The 17,038-nt window shown below is 71.9% G+C and carries 16 protein-coding genes; 3 read left to right on the plus strand and 13 right to left on the minus strand.

The window, feature by feature from the left end; all coding sequences use genetic code 11:
• Positions 1-13 precede the first annotated feature (13 nt).
• The 11 genes from AC3IYI_RS43040 to AC3IYI_RS43090 all read right to left on the minus strand — a co-directional run bounded on the left by AC3IYI_RS43040 (position 14) and on the right by AC3IYI_RS43090 (position 8,876).
• Positions 14-232, minus strand: coding sequence for a hypothetical protein (locus tag AC3IYI_RS43040; RefSeq protein ID WP_489412412.1), 219 nt, complete (start codon positions 230-232; stop codon positions 14-16).
• A gap of 89 nt (positions 233-321) precedes the next feature.
• Positions 322-1,242, minus strand: coding sequence for an ABC transporter permease (locus AC3IYI_RS43045; protein WP_489412413.1), 921 nt, complete (start codon positions 1,240-1,242; stop codon positions 322-324).
• On the minus strand, positions 1,226-2,032 hold the full coding sequence (locus AC3IYI_RS43050) for an ABC transporter ATP-binding protein (RefSeq protein ID WP_489412414.1): 807 nt from the start codon (positions 2,030-2,032) through the stop codon (positions 1,226-1,228). Before AC3IYI_RS43050 ends, AC3IYI_RS43045 begins: the two co-directional genes overlap by 17 nt.
• A gap of 62 nt (positions 2,033-2,094) precedes the next feature.
• Complete coding sequence (locus AC3IYI_RS43055) at positions 2,095-3,201, minus strand: aliphatic sulfonate ABC transporter substrate-binding protein (protein WP_489412415.1); 1,107 nt, start codon at positions 3,199-3,201, stop codon at positions 2,095-2,097.
• A complete protein-coding gene (locus AC3IYI_RS43060) occupies positions 3,201-4,529 on the minus strand; it encodes a sulfate adenylyltransferase subunit 1 (RefSeq protein WP_489412416.1) in 1,329 nt (442 codons plus the stop codon). Before AC3IYI_RS43060 ends, AC3IYI_RS43055 begins: the two co-directional genes overlap by 1 nt.
• Before the next feature lie 2 nt (positions 4,530-4,531).
• Positions 4,532-5,470 carry a sulfate adenylyltransferase subunit CysD gene (gene cysD / locus AC3IYI_RS43065; protein WP_489412417.1) on the minus strand — a complete coding sequence of 313 codons (939 nt, stop codon included), beginning with the start codon at positions 5,468-5,470 and terminating at the stop codon, positions 4,532-4,534.
• Positions 5,467-6,048, minus strand: a complete 582-nt coding sequence (gene cysC / locus AC3IYI_RS43070; RefSeq protein ID WP_489412443.1) for an adenylyl-sulfate kinase — start codon at positions 6,046-6,048, stop codon at positions 5,467-5,469. The genes cysD and cysC overlap by 4 nt, the downstream gene beginning before the upstream one ends.
• A gap of 119 nt (positions 6,049-6,167) precedes the next feature.
• Positions 6,168-6,944: an alpha/beta fold hydrolase gene (locus AC3IYI_RS43075; protein ID WP_489412418.1), complete on the minus strand. Its 777-nt coding sequence runs from the start codon at positions 6,942-6,944 to the stop codon at positions 6,168-6,170.
• A 294-nt stretch (positions 6,945-7,238) separates the two neighbouring features.
• On the minus strand, positions 7,239-7,793 hold the full coding sequence (locus AC3IYI_RS43080) for a helix-turn-helix transcriptional regulator (RefSeq protein ID WP_489412419.1): 555 nt from the start codon (positions 7,791-7,793) through the stop codon (positions 7,239-7,241).
• On the minus strand, positions 7,793-8,203 hold the full coding sequence (locus AC3IYI_RS43085; protein WP_489412420.1) for a VOC family protein: 411 nt from the start codon (positions 8,201-8,203) through the stop codon (positions 7,793-7,795). The genes AC3IYI_RS43080 and AC3IYI_RS43085 overlap by 1 nt, the downstream gene beginning before the upstream one ends.
• A gap of 211 nt (positions 8,204-8,414) precedes the next feature.
• Positions 8,415-8,876 (minus strand): carboxymuconolactone decarboxylase family protein, encoded by a 462-nt coding sequence (locus tag AC3IYI_RS43090; protein ID WP_489412421.1) that lies wholly within the window; start codon positions 8,874-8,876, stop codon positions 8,415-8,417.
• 503 nt (positions 8,877-9,379) lie between these two features.
• On the opposite strand from AC3IYI_RS43090, the gene AC3IYI_RS43095 reads away from it, so the two are divergent.
• Together AC3IYI_RS43095 and AC3IYI_RS43100 are read left to right on the plus strand one after the other, a co-directional pair.
• The gene (locus AC3IYI_RS43095; RefSeq protein ID WP_489412422.1) at positions 9,380-11,566 is read left to right on the plus strand and encodes an MMPL family transporter; all 2,187 of its coding nucleotides are present in this window, start codon (positions 9,380-9,382) and stop codon (positions 11,564-11,566) included.
• Between the two features lie 674 nt (positions 11,567-12,240).
• Entirely contained in the window at positions 12,241-14,910 is a 2,670-nt protein-coding gene (locus AC3IYI_RS43100; protein ID WP_489412423.1) for an FAD/NAD(P)-binding protein, read from the plus strand.
• Positions 14,911-14,924: 14 nt separating this feature from the next.
• Here the strand turns inward: AC3IYI_RS43100 and AC3IYI_RS43105 are convergent, their stop codons facing one another.
• Positions 14,925-15,356: an OsmC family protein gene (locus AC3IYI_RS43105; RefSeq protein WP_489412424.1), complete on the minus strand. Its 432-nt coding sequence runs from the start codon at positions 15,354-15,356 to the stop codon at positions 14,925-14,927.
• 258 nt (positions 15,357-15,614) lie between these two features.
• Here AC3IYI_RS43105 and AC3IYI_RS43110 point away from each other — a divergent pair, with 258 nt between their 5' ends.
• Positions 15,615-16,490, plus strand: a complete 876-nt coding sequence (locus AC3IYI_RS43110) for a hypothetical protein (protein WP_489412425.1) — start codon at positions 15,615-15,617, stop codon at positions 16,488-16,490.
• Between the two features lie 209 nt (positions 16,491-16,699).
• Here the strand turns inward: AC3IYI_RS43110 and AC3IYI_RS43115 are convergent, their stop codons facing one another.
• Positions 16,700-16,969, minus strand: a complete 270-nt coding sequence (locus AC3IYI_RS43115) for a hypothetical protein (RefSeq protein ID WP_489412426.1) — start codon at positions 16,967-16,969, stop codon at positions 16,700-16,702.
• Positions 16,970-17,038 lie beyond the last annotated feature (69 nt).

Consider the following 17,038-nt stretch of genomic DNA (forward strand, 5'->3'; position numbering starts at 1 on the left):
ATCCAAGTCGTGCCTACTGCAGCTGCTTCACCAGCGCCGCCCATTGGGCGAGCTCCGCTTCCGACAGCGGTGGCGGGCACGGCTGGCCGGCAGGCAGGGCGGCGGATTCCTTCCATGCGCAGGGGGGATACAGGCCGTGCCACGCGAACCCCGTCCACATCAGGCCTTCACCGAACTTCTTCCACAGGGATCGCATAGCGGACCTGGGCCTCGCGCCCATGTCGATCTCCATTCGCAGGGGGGACCGCCCAACGTCATCTTGTGCAACGTGGCTCAACAGGACATCGGGACCGTGTCGAGTTCCGCTGGAGGGCGGGCGCCTCAGCGTGCGGCGAGCAGCCCGCGGCTGCGCAGCACCCGGCGCTCCAGCGGGCTGAAGAACAGCAGGTCGATGGCGACGCCGACGACGAAGATCAGGATGATGCCGAGCATCACACCCGGCATGTCGGAGAACTCCCGCTGGTTCTGCAGGTAGCGGCCGAGGCCGATCCCCAGCTCGGGGGAGGAGGCGATGAGCTCGGCGGCCATCAGCGCCCGCCAGGAGAACGCCCAGCCCTGCTTCAGCCCGGCCAGGTACCCGGGCAGGGCGCCGGGCAGCAGCACGTGCCGGGCGCCGCGCAGACCGCTCGCACCGAGCGTACGGCCGGCCCGCAGGGTCAGCGGCGGCACCTGGTCGATCCCGGCGATCAGGCCGTTGGCGATCGAGGGCACCGAGCCCAGCAGGATCACGGCGTACATGGCCGAGTTGTTGATGCCGAGCCAGATGACGGCGGCCGGCACCCAGGCGACCGAAGGCAGCGACTGCAGGCCTGCCAGCACCGGCCCGATGGCGGCCCGTACCGGCTTGACCTGAGCGACGAACAGGCCGATCGGCGTACCGATCGCGACGGCCGCCAAGAAGCCCGAGACGCCGCGCCAGAGGCTGGTCCAGACGATGGAGAACAGCGTGCCCTCGTCCCAGAGGACCGCGAGCGCGTGCCACACGCCGGCCGGGCTCGGCAGCTTTTCGGGGCTGGTCAGGTGCAGGCTGTAGGCGAGCTGCCAGGCACCGAGGACCAGCACGATGCCCAGGATCGGCGGCAGCACCTTCTTCTTCAGCACCTGGCTGAACGAGGCGCGCTGCGCGTGGCCGGCCTCCAGCGCGTCGAGTCCGGCCCCCAGCGTGTCGAGGCCGGTCCCCACGCCGTCGCGGCGGGCGGCGCGTCCGCCCGCCGCGGGCAGGGTGTCAGTGCTGCTGGACATGGCGGCGGATCTCCCCACGCAGATGCTCGGTGATTTCGGTGGACAGCGCCGCGACTTCGCGGGACTCGCCCCGCAGCGAATGCGGCAGGTCGACGCGCCACTCCCGGGCGATCCGGCCGGGCCGGGACGACAGCAGGACGACGCGCTGGGCGAGGCGCACGGCCTCTCTGACGTTGTGGGTGACGAACAGGACGGTGAGCCTGCGCTCGTTCCAGATCCGGGTGATCTCCTCGTGCAGGACGTCCCGGGTGATGGCGTCGAGTGCGGCGAACGGCTCGTCCATCAGCAGCACGGTGCTGCCCTGGGCGAGCGCGCGCGCCATCGCCACGCGCTGGCGCATGCCGCCGGAGAGCTCGTGGACCCGCTTGCGGTGCGCGCCGCCGAGGCGGACCAGTTCCAGCAGCCGCTCGGCCTCGGGCCTGCGCTCCGCGCGCGGCACGCCCGCCAGGCGCAGCGCCAGCTCGATGTTGCGACCCGCGCTCAGCCACGGGAACAGCGCGTGGTCCTGGAACATCAGCGACGGCCGGGTGCCGGGTACCTCGATGGTTCCGGCGCTGGGTTCGTCGAGCCCCGCCACCAGGTTCAACAGGGTGGATTTGCCACAGCCGGAAGCACCGAGCAGGGTGACGAACTCGCCCGGGGCCACGTCCAGGCTGATGTCGTCGAGCACGACGGAGTCCGCACCGGGGCGGCCGAAGGCCTTGGAGACGTGCGAGAGCCGGACCGCCGGGTACTCGTCCGTGGTCTCGACGACGGGGGCGAACTTCGGGATGGTCAGTGCCGTGGTCATTGCGGACACCTCCTGCGGGAGTGGACGGGGCGCTGCGCGGAGCTACGGGGTGCCGCGGGTCGTCACTTGACGCCGAGCCCGGCGTCCGCCGCGGCGGGCCGGCCCGCCGCCGCGAGTACCTTGTTGAGCAGGGTCAGGTCGACGATCCCGGCGAGGTCGGGCTTGGCGAGCAGGCCCGCGGCGACCGCGTGGTCGGCCCCGGTCTGCAGGGTGGCGGCCAGCGGGTCGTCGATGAAGTCGATGCCGCTCCACGCGGGGTCGAGGATGGCGGGCGGCAGCGCGTTGCCCGTGTCGGCCTTGATCCGCAGGTTGGCGTCGGCCTTCGCCTTCTCCGGGTCGGCCTTGATGAAGGCGTTGGCCGCCACCGCGCCGCGCAGCACGGCCTCGACGACGTCGGGGTGCGCGGTCAGGAACTTCTGCGAGACGATGATGTTGGTGGTCACGAACTTGCCGTCCGGCCACAGCGACTTCTCGTCCAGCAGGACCTTCGCGCCGAGCGTGACCAGCCTGGAGGCGGTCGGCTCGGGCACCCAGGCGCCGTCGATGGAGCCGGACTTGTACGCCTCCGGCACCACCTTGTTCTCCGTACGGAGCACATTGACGTCACCCGCGCCGGAGGCCGGGTCCACCTTGTAGCCCTTGCCCGCCAGATAGTTGAGCAGGGAGACGTCCTGGGTACCGCCCAGCTGCGGGGTGGCGATCTTCTTGCCCCGGAGGTCGTCCAGCGAGCCGATCTTCGCCGGGTTGACCACCAGCTTGACGCCGCCGGAGGCCGAGCCGCCGATGATCCGCAGGGACGTGCCGTGCGACTTGGCGTAGCCGTTGATCGCCGAGTTCGGGCCGATCCAGCCGATGTCGATCGAACCGGCGTTGAGCGCCTCGATTTCGGCCGGACCGGCGTTGAAGTACTGGGACTTGATCCGGGTCGACCCCAGCTCCTTCTGGAACAGGCCGTCCTGCAGGCCCACCAGGGCGGTCCCGTGCGTGAGGTTCGGGAAGTAGCCGATCTTCACGGTGTCGGCGGAGAGCTTCGCACCCGAGACACCGGCGGTCTGCGCCGCCGGGACTTCGTCGGCACTGGCGCCGTAACTGCAGCCCGACAGCAGTCCGGCGGCCGCGCTCACCGCGACGGCCGCCACGGCCATGCGCCCGATCGTCTGGTGGTGCATCAGAGCCAGTCCTCCTCGTTGATGGCCGCGGCCGTGCGCCGTACGGCCTCGAAGGGCTCGCCCGCCATGCCGGCGGCGAGAGTGGTGCCGTCGGCCGGGTCGATCAGCAGGAACGAGCCCGTCCGGCGGTTGTCGGCGTAGGGGTCGAGCGCGAGCGGCTCGGCCGTGCGCAGCACGACGTGGCCGATGTCGTTGACCTGCAGGCCCTCGGCGCCGGGGCGCCGTTCGAGCGTGCTGATGTCGATCCGGTACGAGATGTCCTTGACCAGGGCGCGCACGGTGCGGGTCGTGTGCTTGAGCAGGACCTTGGCGCCGACGTGCAGGGGGCGCTCGTTGAGGTGGCAGACGCTCGCCTCGATGTCCGTGGTGGGCGCCCCGGCCGTGCCCGTGGCCGCGATCAGGTCGCCGCGCGAGACGTCGATGTCCTCGGTGAGGCGGACGGTGACGGACTGGGGCGCCCAGGCGACGTCCGTCTGCGTGCCGAGCGCGTCGATGCCCGCGACGGCGGTGGTGTGGCCGGAGGGCAGGATGGTGACAGCGTCCCCGACCCGCAGCACGCCGGAGGCGATCTGGCCGGCGTAGCCCCGGTAGTCGGGGTGGTCGGCGGTCTGCGGGCGGATCACGTACTGGACCGGGAAGCGGGCGGGCTCCTCCCTGGGGTCACTGCCGACCGGGACGGTCTCCAGGTGCTCCAGCAGGGTCCGGCCGCCGTACCAGTCCATGTTGGCGGACGGCTCGACGACGTTGTCTCCGGCCAGCGCGGAGAGCGGGATCGCCACGACGTTCTTGATCCCGAGCGTGGCGGCGTACGAGGTGAACTCCTCGGCGATCTCCGCGAAGACGCACTCCTTGTAGCCCACCAGGTCCATCTTGTTGACGGCCAGGACCACGTGGGGCACCCGCAGCAGGGCGGCGACCGCGGTGTGCCGGCGGGTCTGCTCGACCATGCCGTTGCGGGCGTCGACGAGCACGACCGCGAGGTCGGCGGTGGAGGCGCCGGTGACCATGTTCCGGGTGTACTGCACGTGCCCCGGCGTGTCGGCCAGGATGAACCGGCGCCGCGCGGTGGCGAAGTAGCGGTAGGCCACGTCGATGGTGATGCCCTGCTCCCGCTCGGCCCGCAGGCCGTCGGTCAGCAGCGCGAGGTCGGGGGTGTCCTGGCCGCGGTCGGCGGAGACCCGCTCCACGGCCTCCAGCTGGTCCTCCAGGACCGACTTGGAGTCGTGCAGCAGCCGGCCCACCAGGGTGGACTTGCCGTCGTCGACGGAACCGGCGGTGGCGAAGCGCAGCAGCGTCGTCGCGCTGAGCTGCTCGGTGGTGGTCGTCATCGCTAGAAGTACCCTTCGCGCTTGCGGTCTTCCATCGCGGCCTCGGACATCTTGTCGTCGGCGCGGGTCGCGCCCCGCTCGGTGAGCCGGGAGACGGCGATCTCGGCGATCACCGCGTCGAGCGTGTCGGCGTCGGAGTCGACGGCGCCGGTGCAGGACATGTCGCCGACGGTGCGGTAGCGGACGAGCCGCTTCTCGACCGTCTCGCCGTCCTTCGGGCCGCCCCACTCGCCGGCGGTCAGCCACATGCCGCCCCGCAGGAAGACGTCCCGTTCGTGGGCGAAGTAGATGTCCGGCAGTTCGATCTTCTCGCGGGCGATGTACTGCCACACGTCCAGCTCGGTCCAGTTGGAGAGCGGGAAGACGCGCACGTGCTCGCCCGGTGCGTGGCGGCCGTTGTAGAGCTGCCACAGCTCGGGGCGCTGGCGGCGCGGGTCCCACTGGGAGAACTCGTTGCGCAGGGAGAAGACGCGCTCCTTGGCGCGGGCCTTCTCCTCGTCGCGGCGGCCGCCGCCGAAGACGGCGTCGAAGTTGTGCTGCTGGATCGCCTCGGTCAGCGGGACGGTCTGCAGCGGGTTGCGGGTGCCGTCGGGGCGCTCCGTGAGCTTGCCGGCGTCGATGTAGTCCTGGACCGAGGCCACGTGCAGGCGCAGGCCGTGCTCGGCGACCGTGCGGTCCCGGTACTCGATGACTTCGGGGAAGTTGTGCCCGGTGTCGACGTGCAGCAGCACGAACGGCACCGGCGCGGGTGCGAACGCCTTGAGCGCCAGGTGCAGCATGACGATCGAGTCCTTGCCGCCGGAGAAGAGGACCACCGGCTTCTCGAACTCGCCCGCCACCTCGCGGAAGATGTGGACCGCCTCGGATTCCAGCGAGTCCAGGTGCGTCAGCGCGAAGGGGTTCCCCGACGCCTCGATCAGGCGATGGGTCGCGGTCGTCATGCCAGGCCCCTCTCGATCAGGAAGGTGTGCAGTTCGGCTGCGGAATCGGCCACCGAGCGGCCCTGCGTCTGGATGCGCAGCTCCGGGTTCTCGGGTGCCTCGTACGGGTCGTCGACGCCCGTGAGACCGGAGATCTCGCCGGCCGCCTGCTTGGCGTACAGGCCTTTCACGTCGCGCTGGGAACAGAGCGTGACCGGGGTGGCCACGTGGATCTCCAGGAACGGCGTGCCACTGGCGGCGTGCCGGGCACGGACGGCGGCGCGGGACTCGGTGTACGGGGCGATGACCGGAACCAGCGTCTTGACGCCGTGGGAGGCCAGCAGCCCGGCCACGAAGCCGATCCGCTGCACGTTGGTGTGCCGGTCCTCGCGGGTGAAGCGCAGGCCGGCCGAGAGGAACTCGCGTATCTCGTCGCCGTCGAGCACCTCGACCTCGTGCCCCTCGGCGCGCAGGCGCTCGGCAAGCGTGAAGGCGAGGGTGGTCTTGCCCGCGCTGGGCAGCCCGGTCAGCCACACGGTGGCGCCGCGCTCGCTGGGGGCGGCGGCCGGGGCCGCCTCCGCGGTGTACCGGGCGGCCAGGGTGTGAGCCGTGGTCACGGTGGTGTTCTCCCGGGAGGTAGATGCGGACTTTCGGGGGATGGGTCGAGCACGCCCCCCGCGCCGCAGGGCGGCGGCGCGGGCAGGGGTGGCGGGACCTTTCAGGCGGTGGCGAACTCGGCGAGCGTCCGGCCGAGCACGTCCATGTCAATCCGGTGCCAGGACCCGGGCAGCTCGAGGGCCCGGCCGTTGGGAAGGGCCGCCGCAGTCGCCTGCGCCGCCGCACGCAGCCAGGCGCTGGTGCTGTCGCTGTTGAGGACCAGCGTCTGCGTCTCGAATCCGGCCAGCGGGCCGGCCGGGACGGTGAAGTCGCCGCAGATCGTGACGTCGTACAGCAGCGTGTGCGCGTTCGCCTCGTTGATGGCCCAGATCGGGCTCCTGCGCCACTCCGCGACGGTGTCGGGGGTGAGGCCCAGGACGGGGCCGAGGAAATACTCGGCCGCCTCGTCGCGCCGGTCGCCGTCCAGGAGGACCTGGAGCGTCCGCGCGGCGTTCCACGGGGTCTTTGGGAACCCGTCGACCCGGAAGAACGGCTCGTGGAGCGCCAGCCTGGTGATCGGCGTGCCCGTGAGCGCCGCCTGGATCGCCAGGTTCGCGCCCGTCGACCCGGCGAACACGGCCGCTGAGCCGCCCGCCTCCTCGATCACCGCCTGGAGATCCTCGATCTCCCGCTCGACGGCGTACTCGGGAGCGTCGCCGCTCTGGCCGCGCCCGCGGCGGTCGTAGGCATACACCGTGCAGTGCCGGGCCAGCTCGGGAACGAGCTCGGAGAAGATCGTGTGGTCGCGGAACGCACCGTTGAGCAGTACGAGTGGGGGGCCCTCGCCCGACTTCTCGTAGGCGATCGTCGTGCCGTCACGCGAAACGACCTTGAGCATCACGCACTCCTCATGCCGACCGGAGGTGATCTCACCTCGCCCTGTGTCTGCAGCTTCGAGTGCGTCGATGTATAACCGGTCGAGAACCGTTAGCGGCCCGCTTGCACCGCCTGCCGCCCCCGGCGGCGCCCAAGAGGGCCGTGCGGCTGCGGCGATGGCCCCGGCCGCAGGTGGGAAAGCCCGTGCCGTCGGCGGGGACGCCGACCTCCTCGGCCGAGGTCGCGATCGTCCGGTCGTCCCGTGGAGGGGCCTGGAGGACGCCGCATCAGCCCCACGGCGACTTCGCGGCGGACTTCAGGACCGGGGCGCCGGCGCCCACGGCGGCGCCGATGAAGCCGTCGACGACGGCCTGCGGGCTTCCCGGTTCCTGACCGGTCTCGAGACTTGCTTCGCCACGCACGCCGGCATCCCCTCCACCTTGACCGCCGGCCCGGCCTCGCGGGCCGCACCCGCGGCATCGCCGTGGTCGGCCGCCGCATCCGCCGCCTGGCGCCGGAAGGCCCCGGGCGGCATGCCGACCAGCTCGGTGAAGCGGGTGGTGAACGTGCCCAGCGACGCGCAACCGACCGCGAAGCAGACCTCGGTGACGCTGAGGTCGCCCCGCCGCAGCAGCGCTGCCGCCCGCTCGATGCGACGCGTCATCAGGTAGGCGTACGGAGACTCGCCGTAGGCGGCCCGGAACTGCCGGCTCAGGTGCCCGGCGGACATGTCCGCATCGCGGGCGAGCGCCTCCACGTCCAGTGGCTGCGCGTATTCCCTGTCGATCCGGTCGCGGACGCGGCGCAGCCGCGCGAGGTCGGCCAGGCGCTGCGCCTGGATGCGTGCACGCCGCCATTCGGGCTTGCACATCAGCGAAGCTCCTGGATGCGGACCAGGTTGCCCGCCGGGTCGCGGAAGGCGCAGTCGCGGACGCCGTACGGCTGCTCGGTCGGCTCCTGGACGACCTCGGTGTCACCGGCCTGCACCTTCTCGAACGTGGCGTTGACGTCCGGGGTGGCCAGCAGGATCCAGCCGTAGGTTCCCTTGGCCATCATCTCCGTGATCGTGCGGCGCTCGTCCTCGGTGATGCCGGGATCGGCGGCAGGCGATGTCAGAAGGATCGAGGTGCCCGGCTGACCGGCCGGGCCGACCGTGATCCAGCGCATCCTGCCCTGGCCGATGTCGCTGCGGACCTCGAAGCCGAGGAGGTCGCGGTAGAAGGCGAGCGAAGCGTCCGGGTCGTCATGCGGCAGGGATGTCGTGTGAATGCTGATGTCCATGGCAAGCAGGCTAGAGGCGACTTCTCGAACCGGACTTCTCGATTTCTGATCGACCCGGTCCCGGGGCCGGACCGGCCCGCCCCCCCCGTAGCGGCAGGGCGCGCCCGGCGCCGCCCACGGCCGCGCCGTCGGGCACCGGGCAGACCACGCTGCCTCGCGGCTCGCGGCCGAAGACGGCCTCGCGACCGCCCTGTCGGCCTCCGGGGAGTGCCTAGCCCCAGTTGTTGCCCGCGGGCTCCTGGATGGTGGCGTTCAGCCGGTTGAAGAAGTTCGTCGTCGCGATCATGAGGATGATCGCGGCGAGCTGCTCCTCCGTGAAGTGGTCGGCGGCCTCGTCCCAGATCGCGTCCGGCACGGCCTGTCCGCTGCGGTCGGCCAGCCGGGTGGCGGCCTCGGTCAGTGCCAGCGCGGCGCGCTCGGAGTCGGAGAAGAACGGCGCCTCGCGCCAGGCGGCGACGGCGTGCAGACGCTCGTCGGTCTCGCCGGCCTTCTTGGCGCCCGTGACGCCGCCGTGGACACAGGCGCTGCAGCCGTTGATCTGGCTCGCGCGCAGGTGCACCAGGTCCAGCGTGCGCGGTTCGACCCCGCCCTTGTGCATGGCCTTGTAGAGGTTCTGAATGCCGTTCATGGCGTCCGGCAGAAGCTTGGCGGGGTTCTGCATACGAGCCTTCATCGGGTGCTCCCTCAGGGGTGTTTTCCGTTCGTCACAACACTGACCGAGCCTGCCCTACAGATGTGACCGGCGAACAGGAACAAGCTTTCGAGCGGCGGCACGCCCCCTCCGCTGACCTGCGGAAATTAGGGAGCCTCAAGCGTGCCCGTGCCATCCCTCAAGGGAGTCTCGAGCGTGCCTGTGCCACCGCTCGACCGAGGGGCGACCGGTCCACCAGCGCGATGCACCGCGACGTCCACCCGTCGCCGCACCCGGTCGTACGGGCTGCTCGACGGGATCGGCGGTAAGCGGAACGGCCCTGCACGGTGGCGGTCGTGACGACCTCGCAGGGCTCGCGTAGGGAATCAGCCAGAACCGGACTGCCACGGGGCGAGGGAATCCGGGTTCAAGCCAACTCGAGGGGCGCTCCACCAAGGCTCCACCCCTCTGGTGAAGAACCTTTATATAAGTCCAGTCCCGTACGAGCCCCCGCTCCACGGCTCCTGACCCTCAGCGAGAGTCACATGACGACCCAGACCCCGGCACCATCCCCCACGGAAACGGATACACCGCCCGCTCCTTCCCCCACCGTTGCGAGCCGCTACGCCGCCTTCGTCGCAGGCCGGCGCTCCAAGTGGGTCGTGCTTGTGCTGTGGCTCCTGCTCATGGGCATCGGTGGCTCGCTGGCCGCCGGCCTGGCAGACGTACAGGACAACGACCCGGAGACCTGGCTGCCGTCGAGCGCGCAGTCGACCAAGGCGGTGCAGCTCGCGGAGCAGTACTTCGCCGACAAGGACTCCAGCACCGCAGTCATCGTCTACGCCCGCGAGGGCGGCCTCACCCAGGCCGACCTGACCAAGATCGACAGCGATCGCGCCGGGCTCGCCGACAAGGTGGCCGTCGGCGAGGTCTCCCCCGCCGTGGTCTCCGAGGACAAGGTCGCGGCGTTCGTGAGCGTTCCGCTGCGCACCTCGCCCAGCGACAACAAGGTGCTCACCGACAAGGTGGAGGAGGCCGGCAAGCTCACCGCCGACGGCGCCCCCGCCGGTCTCGACGTCAAGGTCACCGGCGAGGCCGGGAGCATCCGCGACTTCGCCGAGGTCTACTCCGGCATGGACGGCGCGCTGCTGGGCGCCGCGCTCGGCGTGGTGGCGCTGCTGCTTCTCATCACGTACCGCAGCCCGGTGCTGTGGCTGATTCCGCTGATCGCCGTGGGGCTGGCCAGCCAGGTGGCGAGCGGCGTGGTCTACCTCCTCGCCAAGCACGCGGGGCTGGTGGTCAACGGTCAGAGCGCCTACGTACTGATGGTGCTGTCCGTAGGCGTGGGCACCGACTACGCCCTGCTGATCATCGCCCGCTACCGGGAAGAGCTGCACCGGCACGAAGACCGCCACACGGCGATGGCGCTGGCCGTCAACGGCTCGCTGCCGGCTCTGGCCGCCTCCGCCGCGACGGTGGCGATCGCGACGCTGTGCCTGGTCTTCGGCAGCATGAACAGCACCAAGGGTCTGGGACCGGTCGTCGCCATCGGCGTGGTCCTGGTGTTCTTCGCCATGACCTCGCTGCTGCCGGCGCTGCTGGTGATCCTCGGCCGCTGGGTCTTCTGGCCCGTGAAGCCGCGCGTCACCGCGGGATACGACCCGAACTCGGCGCAGGGGCACAGCAAGTGGGCGAAGATCGCCGCTGCCGTGGGCCGGCGCCCGCGCGCGGTGTGGGTCGGCACGGCACTGGTGCTGGGCGTCATGGCGCTGGGCATCGCCGGCGTGCAGACCGGCCAGACGCAGGCCGAGCAGTTCACCAGCAAGGTCGACTCGGTCACGGGCCAGCAGCTTCTGGCCAAGCACTTCCCCGCAGGCTCGTCCGCTCCTGCGGACGTGTACGTCCGCGACGCCGGGGCCGAATCCGCGGCGGCCACCGTCGCCAAGGTGCCCGGTGTGTCCTCCGTCAGCACCCAGGTGGCCAAGGGCGGCTGGACGCACCTGACCGCAGTGCTCCGGGACGCCCCGGACTCCGCGGCCGCCAAGGACACCATCAAGGACATCAGGAAGGCACTGGACGGCTCGACCGGGCCGGCGGCCGACGCGATCGTCGGGGGCCAGACCGCGGTGGCGCTCGACGTCTCCGAGGGGCAGAGCTCCGAAGAGAAGCTGCTGATCCCGCTGATCCTCGCCGTGGTGCTGGTGATGCTCTTCATCCTGCTGCGGGCGGTCATCGCATCGGCGGTGCTGCTCGTGTCCGTGGTGCTGTCGTTCGCGGCAGCCGTCGGCACGGCCTCGCTGCTGTTCCACGCACTCGACCACGCGAAGATCGACCGAGGCCTGGTGCTGTTCGGCTTCATCTTCCTCGTCGCACTGGGTGTCGACTACACCATCTTCATGGTGACGCGCGCCCGGGAAGAGGTGCGGCTGCGCGGGCACCGCGAGGGAATCCTCACCGCGGTGACGGTGACCGGCGGCGTCATCACGTCGGCGGGCGTGGTGCTGGCTGCCACGTTCCTCGTCCTTGCGGCCATCCCCACGGTGAGCGCACTGCAGCAGGGGCTGCTGGTAGCGGTCGGTATCCTCCTCGACACGTTCCTGGTACGCAGCCTGCTGGTTCCGGCGCTGGCCCTGGACCTGGGGCCGCGCTTCTGGCGGCCGGGCCTGACGGAACAGGAGACGGCGCCGCACGAGCCCGAGAAGATCCGGGCCGACGTGCCGTCCACCGTCTGAGTTCGCGGTGTGACGTCGCAGGTCACCAGAGGTACTGATCTGCGGTGAGCAGGCGGCCGTTCCTCACGCTTCGAGGGTCGATCAACGAAGCGCTGGGGGACGGCCGCTGCTTTTGTGTGCCCGTTCCCCGGACGGGCCTGCCCGTCCGCGTGGACACGAGGCCGTCCTCGCCCCCCGGGGTCCCTCAACGCACCGATCAACACCGACGCGGAAGGCGGCCCTGTCCCGCCGGCCCTGTCCCGCCGTACGTCCCCTCGTCGACGGAGCCCTCGGCCGCCTCTCCACACCGCGGGCCGCAGCGAGCCGACGCAGCCGCACGAGCCGACGCAGCCGGCCGGCTCGGCGCAGACGTCCCGGCGACCCGCGCGACGACCCGGTGTGTTTCGGCCATCGGGTCGCCTCTCCCGCCCCACCGATCTGCGGTGTTCGCCCGGCCGGGAGCCGGCGGAGGCGCCGCGCCACCAGTGCGGGAGCGGCGGCCCGGCGCGCGGCGGGCGGGAGGGCCTCGGCTGCGGATCCGGCCTGCGACGACCGGTCTTCGAGCGGTCCTCGAGCGCCGGGTGGGATTCCTCTAACGACACCTTTTCCTCCTCACCCGGTCGGAAAAGTGCGCGCGACCCGAAGGCGGAGCTCCGTACCACCGGACCCGCCGCCGATCACTGCCGGAGGCCTACGTGAGTCCAGTCCGTAAGCGGTACACGGTGGCCGTCGTCGGTGCGGGTGCGGCCGGCACGCTGACCGCCGTCCACCTCTGTGAGACGGCCACGCGCCGCCGGACCCCCCTCGACCTGGTCCTGATCGACCCGGCCCCCGAAGCGGGCCGCGGCACCGCCTACACCACCCGGGACCCCGGGCACCGCCTCAACGTGCCCGCGGGCGGCATGAGCTGCTACCCCGACGACCCCGGCCACTTCACCCGGTGGCTCTGCCGCCACGGCGAACCCACCGCCACCGCCACCGACTTCGCGACCCGTCACCGCTTCGGCGCCTACCTCGCCGACACGCTGGCCCAAGCCGTCGTCCGCGCGCACGGGACCGTGTCCGTACGCCGGCTGGCCACCCGCGCCGAGCACGTCGCCGGCGCCCCCGACAGCGGGGTGACCCTCCGGCTCGCCGACGGTACGCGCCTCGCCGCCGACGTCGCGGTCCTGGCCACCGGCCCCGTAGCGCCGACCGCGGCCTGGGCTCCCGCGCAGCTGTGCGCCGCCGCCCGCTTCATCGCGGCGCCCTGGGACGCCGGCGCGCTGGACGGCCCCCTCGCCGACGACAGCGACGTCCTCCTCGTCGGCACCGGCCTGACCTCCGTCGACCTCACCCTCACCCTCGAACGCCCCGGCCGCACGGTGCACGCCGTGTCCCGCAACGGCCTGCTGCCCCAGCCGCACGCCCTGACCCCGGCCGGCCCCATGGCCGCCCCCGAAGGCCTCTACGACACGTCCTTCCAGCAGCTGCGCCGCACCGTCTACCGCCACATCGCCCGCGCCGTGCGCCTGCACGGCGACTGGCGTCCCGCGCTCGACAGCCTGCGCCCGCACACGGCGCACCTGTGGAGCCGCCTCACCCCCGAGGACCGCGCCGAATTCCTCGCCCGCGACGGCGCGTTGTGGAACACCCACCGCCACCGCATGGCGCCCGCCACCGGAGAGTCCGTGCTGCGCGCCCGCACCTCGCGCCGCCTGGCCGTCCACGCCGGCACCGTCACCCGCGCCGACGTCCGCGCCGACGGATCGCTGGACATCGGGCTCTCCGGCGGGCGCGACCTGCACGTGGGCTGGGTCATCGACTGCACAGGGCCGGGTCCGCGCCCGGACGAACCCGTGTGGCGCTCCCTGTTCGAAGCCGGCGCCGCGGTGTCCGGCCCGCTCGGCATGGGTGTAGCCACCCTCGACGGGCGCCTGCTCGACGAGCAGGGAGCCACCGGCCTGCCCCTGTACACCCTCGGCGCCCCGCGCCGCGGCGAGCTGTGGGAGACCACCGCCATCCCCGAGATCCGCGTCCAGGCGGCGGCCCTCGCCCAGCAACTGCTCGCCCCGCTCGTCCCCCGGCGCCGCAACACGCGCCGCCCGCTCGACGGACACGGCGTCGCCCTGTCCACCCACGCCGAGGCGGCCGCCGCCTACCGCACCGGACTCGACCGGATCCTGAAGGTCCGCTCGGGCGCCGAGGACTCCCTCAGCCGCGCGGTCGCCCTCGACCCCGGCTTCGCCGTCGGGCACGCGGCCCTCGCCCTGCTGGGACACGAGTGCGGAGCCGCCGTCGACGTACCCCGGGCCCTGGCCGAGGCGCAACGCTGTGCCCGGGAGCGCGCGTGTGACCGCGAGCGCTCCTTCGTGGAGGTCGTCACCCGCCGCGTCCACGGAGACGGAGGCGACGCAGCCCTCGTACGGCACCTGGATCAGTACCCGGCGGACGTGCTCGCCCTCGCCGTCGCCGTGCCCACCATCGCCTTCTCCGGCGTCGACGACCTCGACGACGACTACGCGCTGCGTCTGGTCGAGCGAACCTCCGCCACGCACGACGGCCACTGGTTCCACACCTCCCTGCTGGCGTTCCTGCGCCAGGAGCAGGGCCGCCTGCACGAGGCCGGCGAACTCGCCCACCGCGCCCTGGCCGCCGAGCCCGCCTCCGGGCACGCCGTACACGCGCTCGCCCACGTCCACTACGAGACCGGCGCGCACGGCGAGGGCCGCGACTGGCTGGAACGCTGGGTCGCCGGGCGGGGCCGCGGCGCCGTGCACCGGGCCCACTTCTCCTGGCACATCGCCCTGCACGAACTGGCCCTCGACGACCCCGCCGCCGTGCGCAAGCGCTGGTTCACCCAGCTCGCCCCGGCCCGGGTGACCGGCGTACGGGCCCTGGTGGACTCGGGGTCGCTGCTGTGGCGCGCCCGGCTCAGCGACAGCTGGCGCGGCGACCTGCCCGTCGCGGACGTCCTGGACACGGTGGAGGCGGAGATCCTGGAACGCCCCGCGACCGCCTTCACCGCCCTGCACTGCGCCGTCACCCTCACCGCCGTCGGCGACCTGGCCGCCCTGCGCCGCCTGCGCGACCACGCGGCGGCCGCCGACGAGGTCCAGCGCGAGGTCATCGCCCCTCTGTGCGACGCGTTCGCCGCGCTCGTCGAGGAACGCTTCCGGGACGCCGCCCGCGGCCTCGACGCGCTCCTGCCCGTCCTGCGCCGGGTCGGCGGAAGCGCGGCGCAGCGCGAGGTCGTCGAGGAGACCCTGCTGTACGCGCTGACGGCGGACGGCCGCTGCGAGGCGGCGGCCCGCCTCCTGGACGCCCGCCTGGAACGCACGCAGGCCCCCCGAGACCTCCGCATGCGCGCGGGCCTCCCGGCCTGAGGACGGCCCCGCCGTCAGCCCGCGTCGACGACCTTGACGGTGACCGGGGTTCCGGCCTCCACCGTGCGGCTGACGGTGCAGAGCTTGTCGTGGGAGGTCTTCACGGCGCGCGGCAGGATCGCGCGGGCCCGGTCGCCGGCCTCGCCCGGGGGAAAACGGACGGTGAAGGCGGCCTCGAGGCCGGTCAGGTGGTTGCCGCCCGCGTCTTCGGCCTTGTGCCCGTGCACGGCGACGGAGAACTCGGCGGGCTCGGCGTGCCGACTGGTGGCGACGTCCACGTCGGCCGCGGAGCAGCCGCCGATCGCGGCGAGGAAGAGCTCGACGGGGGTGAAGCCGCCGACGGATCCGGCGGCGAAGGTGATCGTGTCACCGCGTGAGTTGGTCGCGGTGAACAGGCCCGGACCGGTTCGCTCGACGGTGACGGAGCGCAGGGAGTCAGCAGTCATGACGTCGACGGTAGCCCCGCCACCACGGATGCGCCGTGCCACACGGCGGAGCGGGAGTGTGTACGGCCGGGCCCCACGGGCCGGCAGAGCGCTTCCCGATGGTCTGTCACACGCCTGTGACGCGGAGGGGACCATTCCACCCGCACAAGATCACTAATTTTCCATCTGTAGCCAGCAGCCCGAACTCAACGGCCTCCACCGGAAGAGACCACGGCATACGGCTCTCCTTCACCCAGTGCAAAGCTCCAAGGAGTCGTCATGCGTACCGCCCTCCGCGTCACCACCGCCGCCCTCGCTCTCTTCGGCGCGGCGATCGCCGTACCCGCCACGGCGTTCGCGGCCTCTTCCCCGGCCCAGCAGGCTTCCCCCGCGCGGACCCAGGTGGTCGCCGAGAACTGCGTCAAGACCAAGGTCATCCCGTCGCTGTTCGCCGGCCTGACCGTCAAGCTGACCAACAGCGCCCACACCGGCGCCAAGGCCCAGCTGCGCGACGAGAGCGGCAAGGTGCTGAGCACGGTCGACCAGTCCAAGCCGCTGGACCTGGCCAACGGCCTGCGGATCGACGGCGTGCTGTCCTCCGCGCCCGTCTTCAAGCAGCGCACCCAGGGCGGCGACATGCCGTGGACCGCCACCGCGTTCCCGAAGCTGCCCCAGGAGTGCAACACCGCCGGCAGCCTCTACTCCACGACGACGTACGGCGGCCTGACCGTCAAGACCTACAAGGCCGGCCCGCAGCTCTTCAGCTCGCACATCATCGAGAACGGCAAGCGCGTCGGCTTCCTGCGCCCGGCGCCCACCGCCTACCAGGACGTCCGCAAGGTCGGCCAGCGCTACGTGCGCCTCACCGTCGACGGCGAGATCCACAGCTGGACCGGTGCCACCACCGTCTCCCCGAAGCTCGGCGTCTACAACGTCGCGGGCGGCACGAAGGTCCGCCTGGTGAAGAAGGACGGTCTGTACGGCGTCCAGATGACCTCGCACGGCACCTGGAGCAACTGGACCTACTTCGCCAAGGGCAAGTCCGTGATCCTCCAGGACAACAACACCATCATCGTGCTGAACGCGAACGGCACCCTCTCCAACTTCGTCTACGGAATCGCCCGTCAGACCGCACCGGTCTGGAACCACGCCTGATCATCCGCCGACCGGCCACGGACCCCCGGCCGGTCACCCACTGACCGGGCTAGACCCTTGCTCCACTGCTCCACCCGCACCACCCCGAAGGGGGCCGCTCCGGCAGACACTCTGCCGAGGCGGCCCCCTTCCGGCCTTGGCCGATGCGCCCTCGGCGACGCGCGCTCATCACGTGACCGACGGGACAGGCCCATGGCGTGTCTTTCGGATCAGGCCGCGTCCACGGTGTAGCCGAGGGCGTGCAGCGGCTGGCGGACGGCCTCGAGGAGTGCGTGCGCCCGGTCCAGGGCCCGGGCTTCCGTGTCGGCGCGTACGAAGACCACGAGCCCCAGGCCGTACGGGGCCGGCCGCGCGCGCAGGTGCTCCAGGTGGTGGGCCGCCGAGGCGTGGGCCCACAGCAGTTCGTCGAGGATGTGTGCCTCGTCCGCTGTTCCGGGGCCGCCGTTCATGCGGAGCAAGGATGCCTGGACCATGCGCATGAGGGGTCCCTTCCGAGGAGCCGACCGACCGGACACGGTGGTTCCAGCGTGCGCGGCCTCGAGGGTGCA

It is taken from the genome of Streptomyces sp. GL_148 (assembly GCF_057834205.1).

Bases quoted from the DNA above. Each gene is read 5' to 3' on its own strand.
- AC3IYI_RS43040 (WP_489412412.1), bottom strand. From the start codon at position 232: ATGGAGATCGACATGGGCGCGAGGCCCAGGTCCGCTATGCGATCCCTG.
- AC3IYI_RS43045 (WP_489412413.1), bottom strand. From the start codon at position 1,242: ATGTCCAGCAGCACTGACACCCTGCCCGCGGCGGGCGGACGCGCCGCC.
- AC3IYI_RS43050 (WP_489412414.1), bottom strand. From the start codon at position 2,032: ATGACCACGGCACTGACCATCCCGAAGTTCGCCCCCGTCGTCGAGACC.
- AC3IYI_RS43055 (WP_489412415.1), bottom strand. From the start codon at position 3,201: ATGCACCACCAGACGATCGGGCGCATGGCCGTGGCGGCCGTCGCGGTG.
- AC3IYI_RS43060 (WP_489412416.1), bottom strand. From the start codon at position 4,529: ATGACGACCACCACCGAGCAGCTCAGCGCGACGACGCTGCTGCGCTTC.
- cysD (WP_489412417.1), bottom strand. From the start codon at position 5,470: ATGACGACCGCGACCCATCGCCTGATCGAGGCGTCGGGGAACCCCTTC.
- AC3IYI_RS43075 (WP_489412418.1), bottom strand. From the start codon at position 6,944: ATGCTCAAGGTCGTTTCGCGTGACGGCACGACGATCGCCTACGAGAAG.
- AC3IYI_RS43080 (WP_489412419.1), bottom strand. From the start codon at position 7,793: ATGTGCAAGCCCGAATGGCGGCGTGCACGCATCCAGGCGCAGCGCCTG.
- AC3IYI_RS43085 (WP_489412420.1), bottom strand. From the start codon at position 8,203: ATGGACATCAGCATTCACACGACATCCCTGCCGCATGACGACCCGGAC.
- AC3IYI_RS43090 (WP_489412421.1), bottom strand. From the start codon at position 8,876: ATGAAGGCTCGTATGCAGAACCCCGCCAAGCTTCTGCCGGACGCCATG.
- AC3IYI_RS43095 (WP_489412422.1), top strand. From the start codon at position 9,380: ATGACGACCCAGACCCCGGCACCATCCCCCACGGAAACGGATACACCG.
- AC3IYI_RS43105 (WP_489412424.1), bottom strand. From the start codon at position 15,356: ATGACTGCTGACTCCCTGCGCTCCGTCACCGTCGAGCGAACCGGTCCG.
- AC3IYI_RS43110 (WP_489412425.1), top strand. From the start codon at position 15,615: ATGCGTACCGCCCTCCGCGTCACCACCGCCGCCCTCGCTCTCTTCGGC.
- AC3IYI_RS43115 (WP_489412426.1), bottom strand. From the start codon at position 16,969: ATGCGCATGGTCCAGGCATCCTTGCTCCGCATGAACGGCGGCCCCGGA.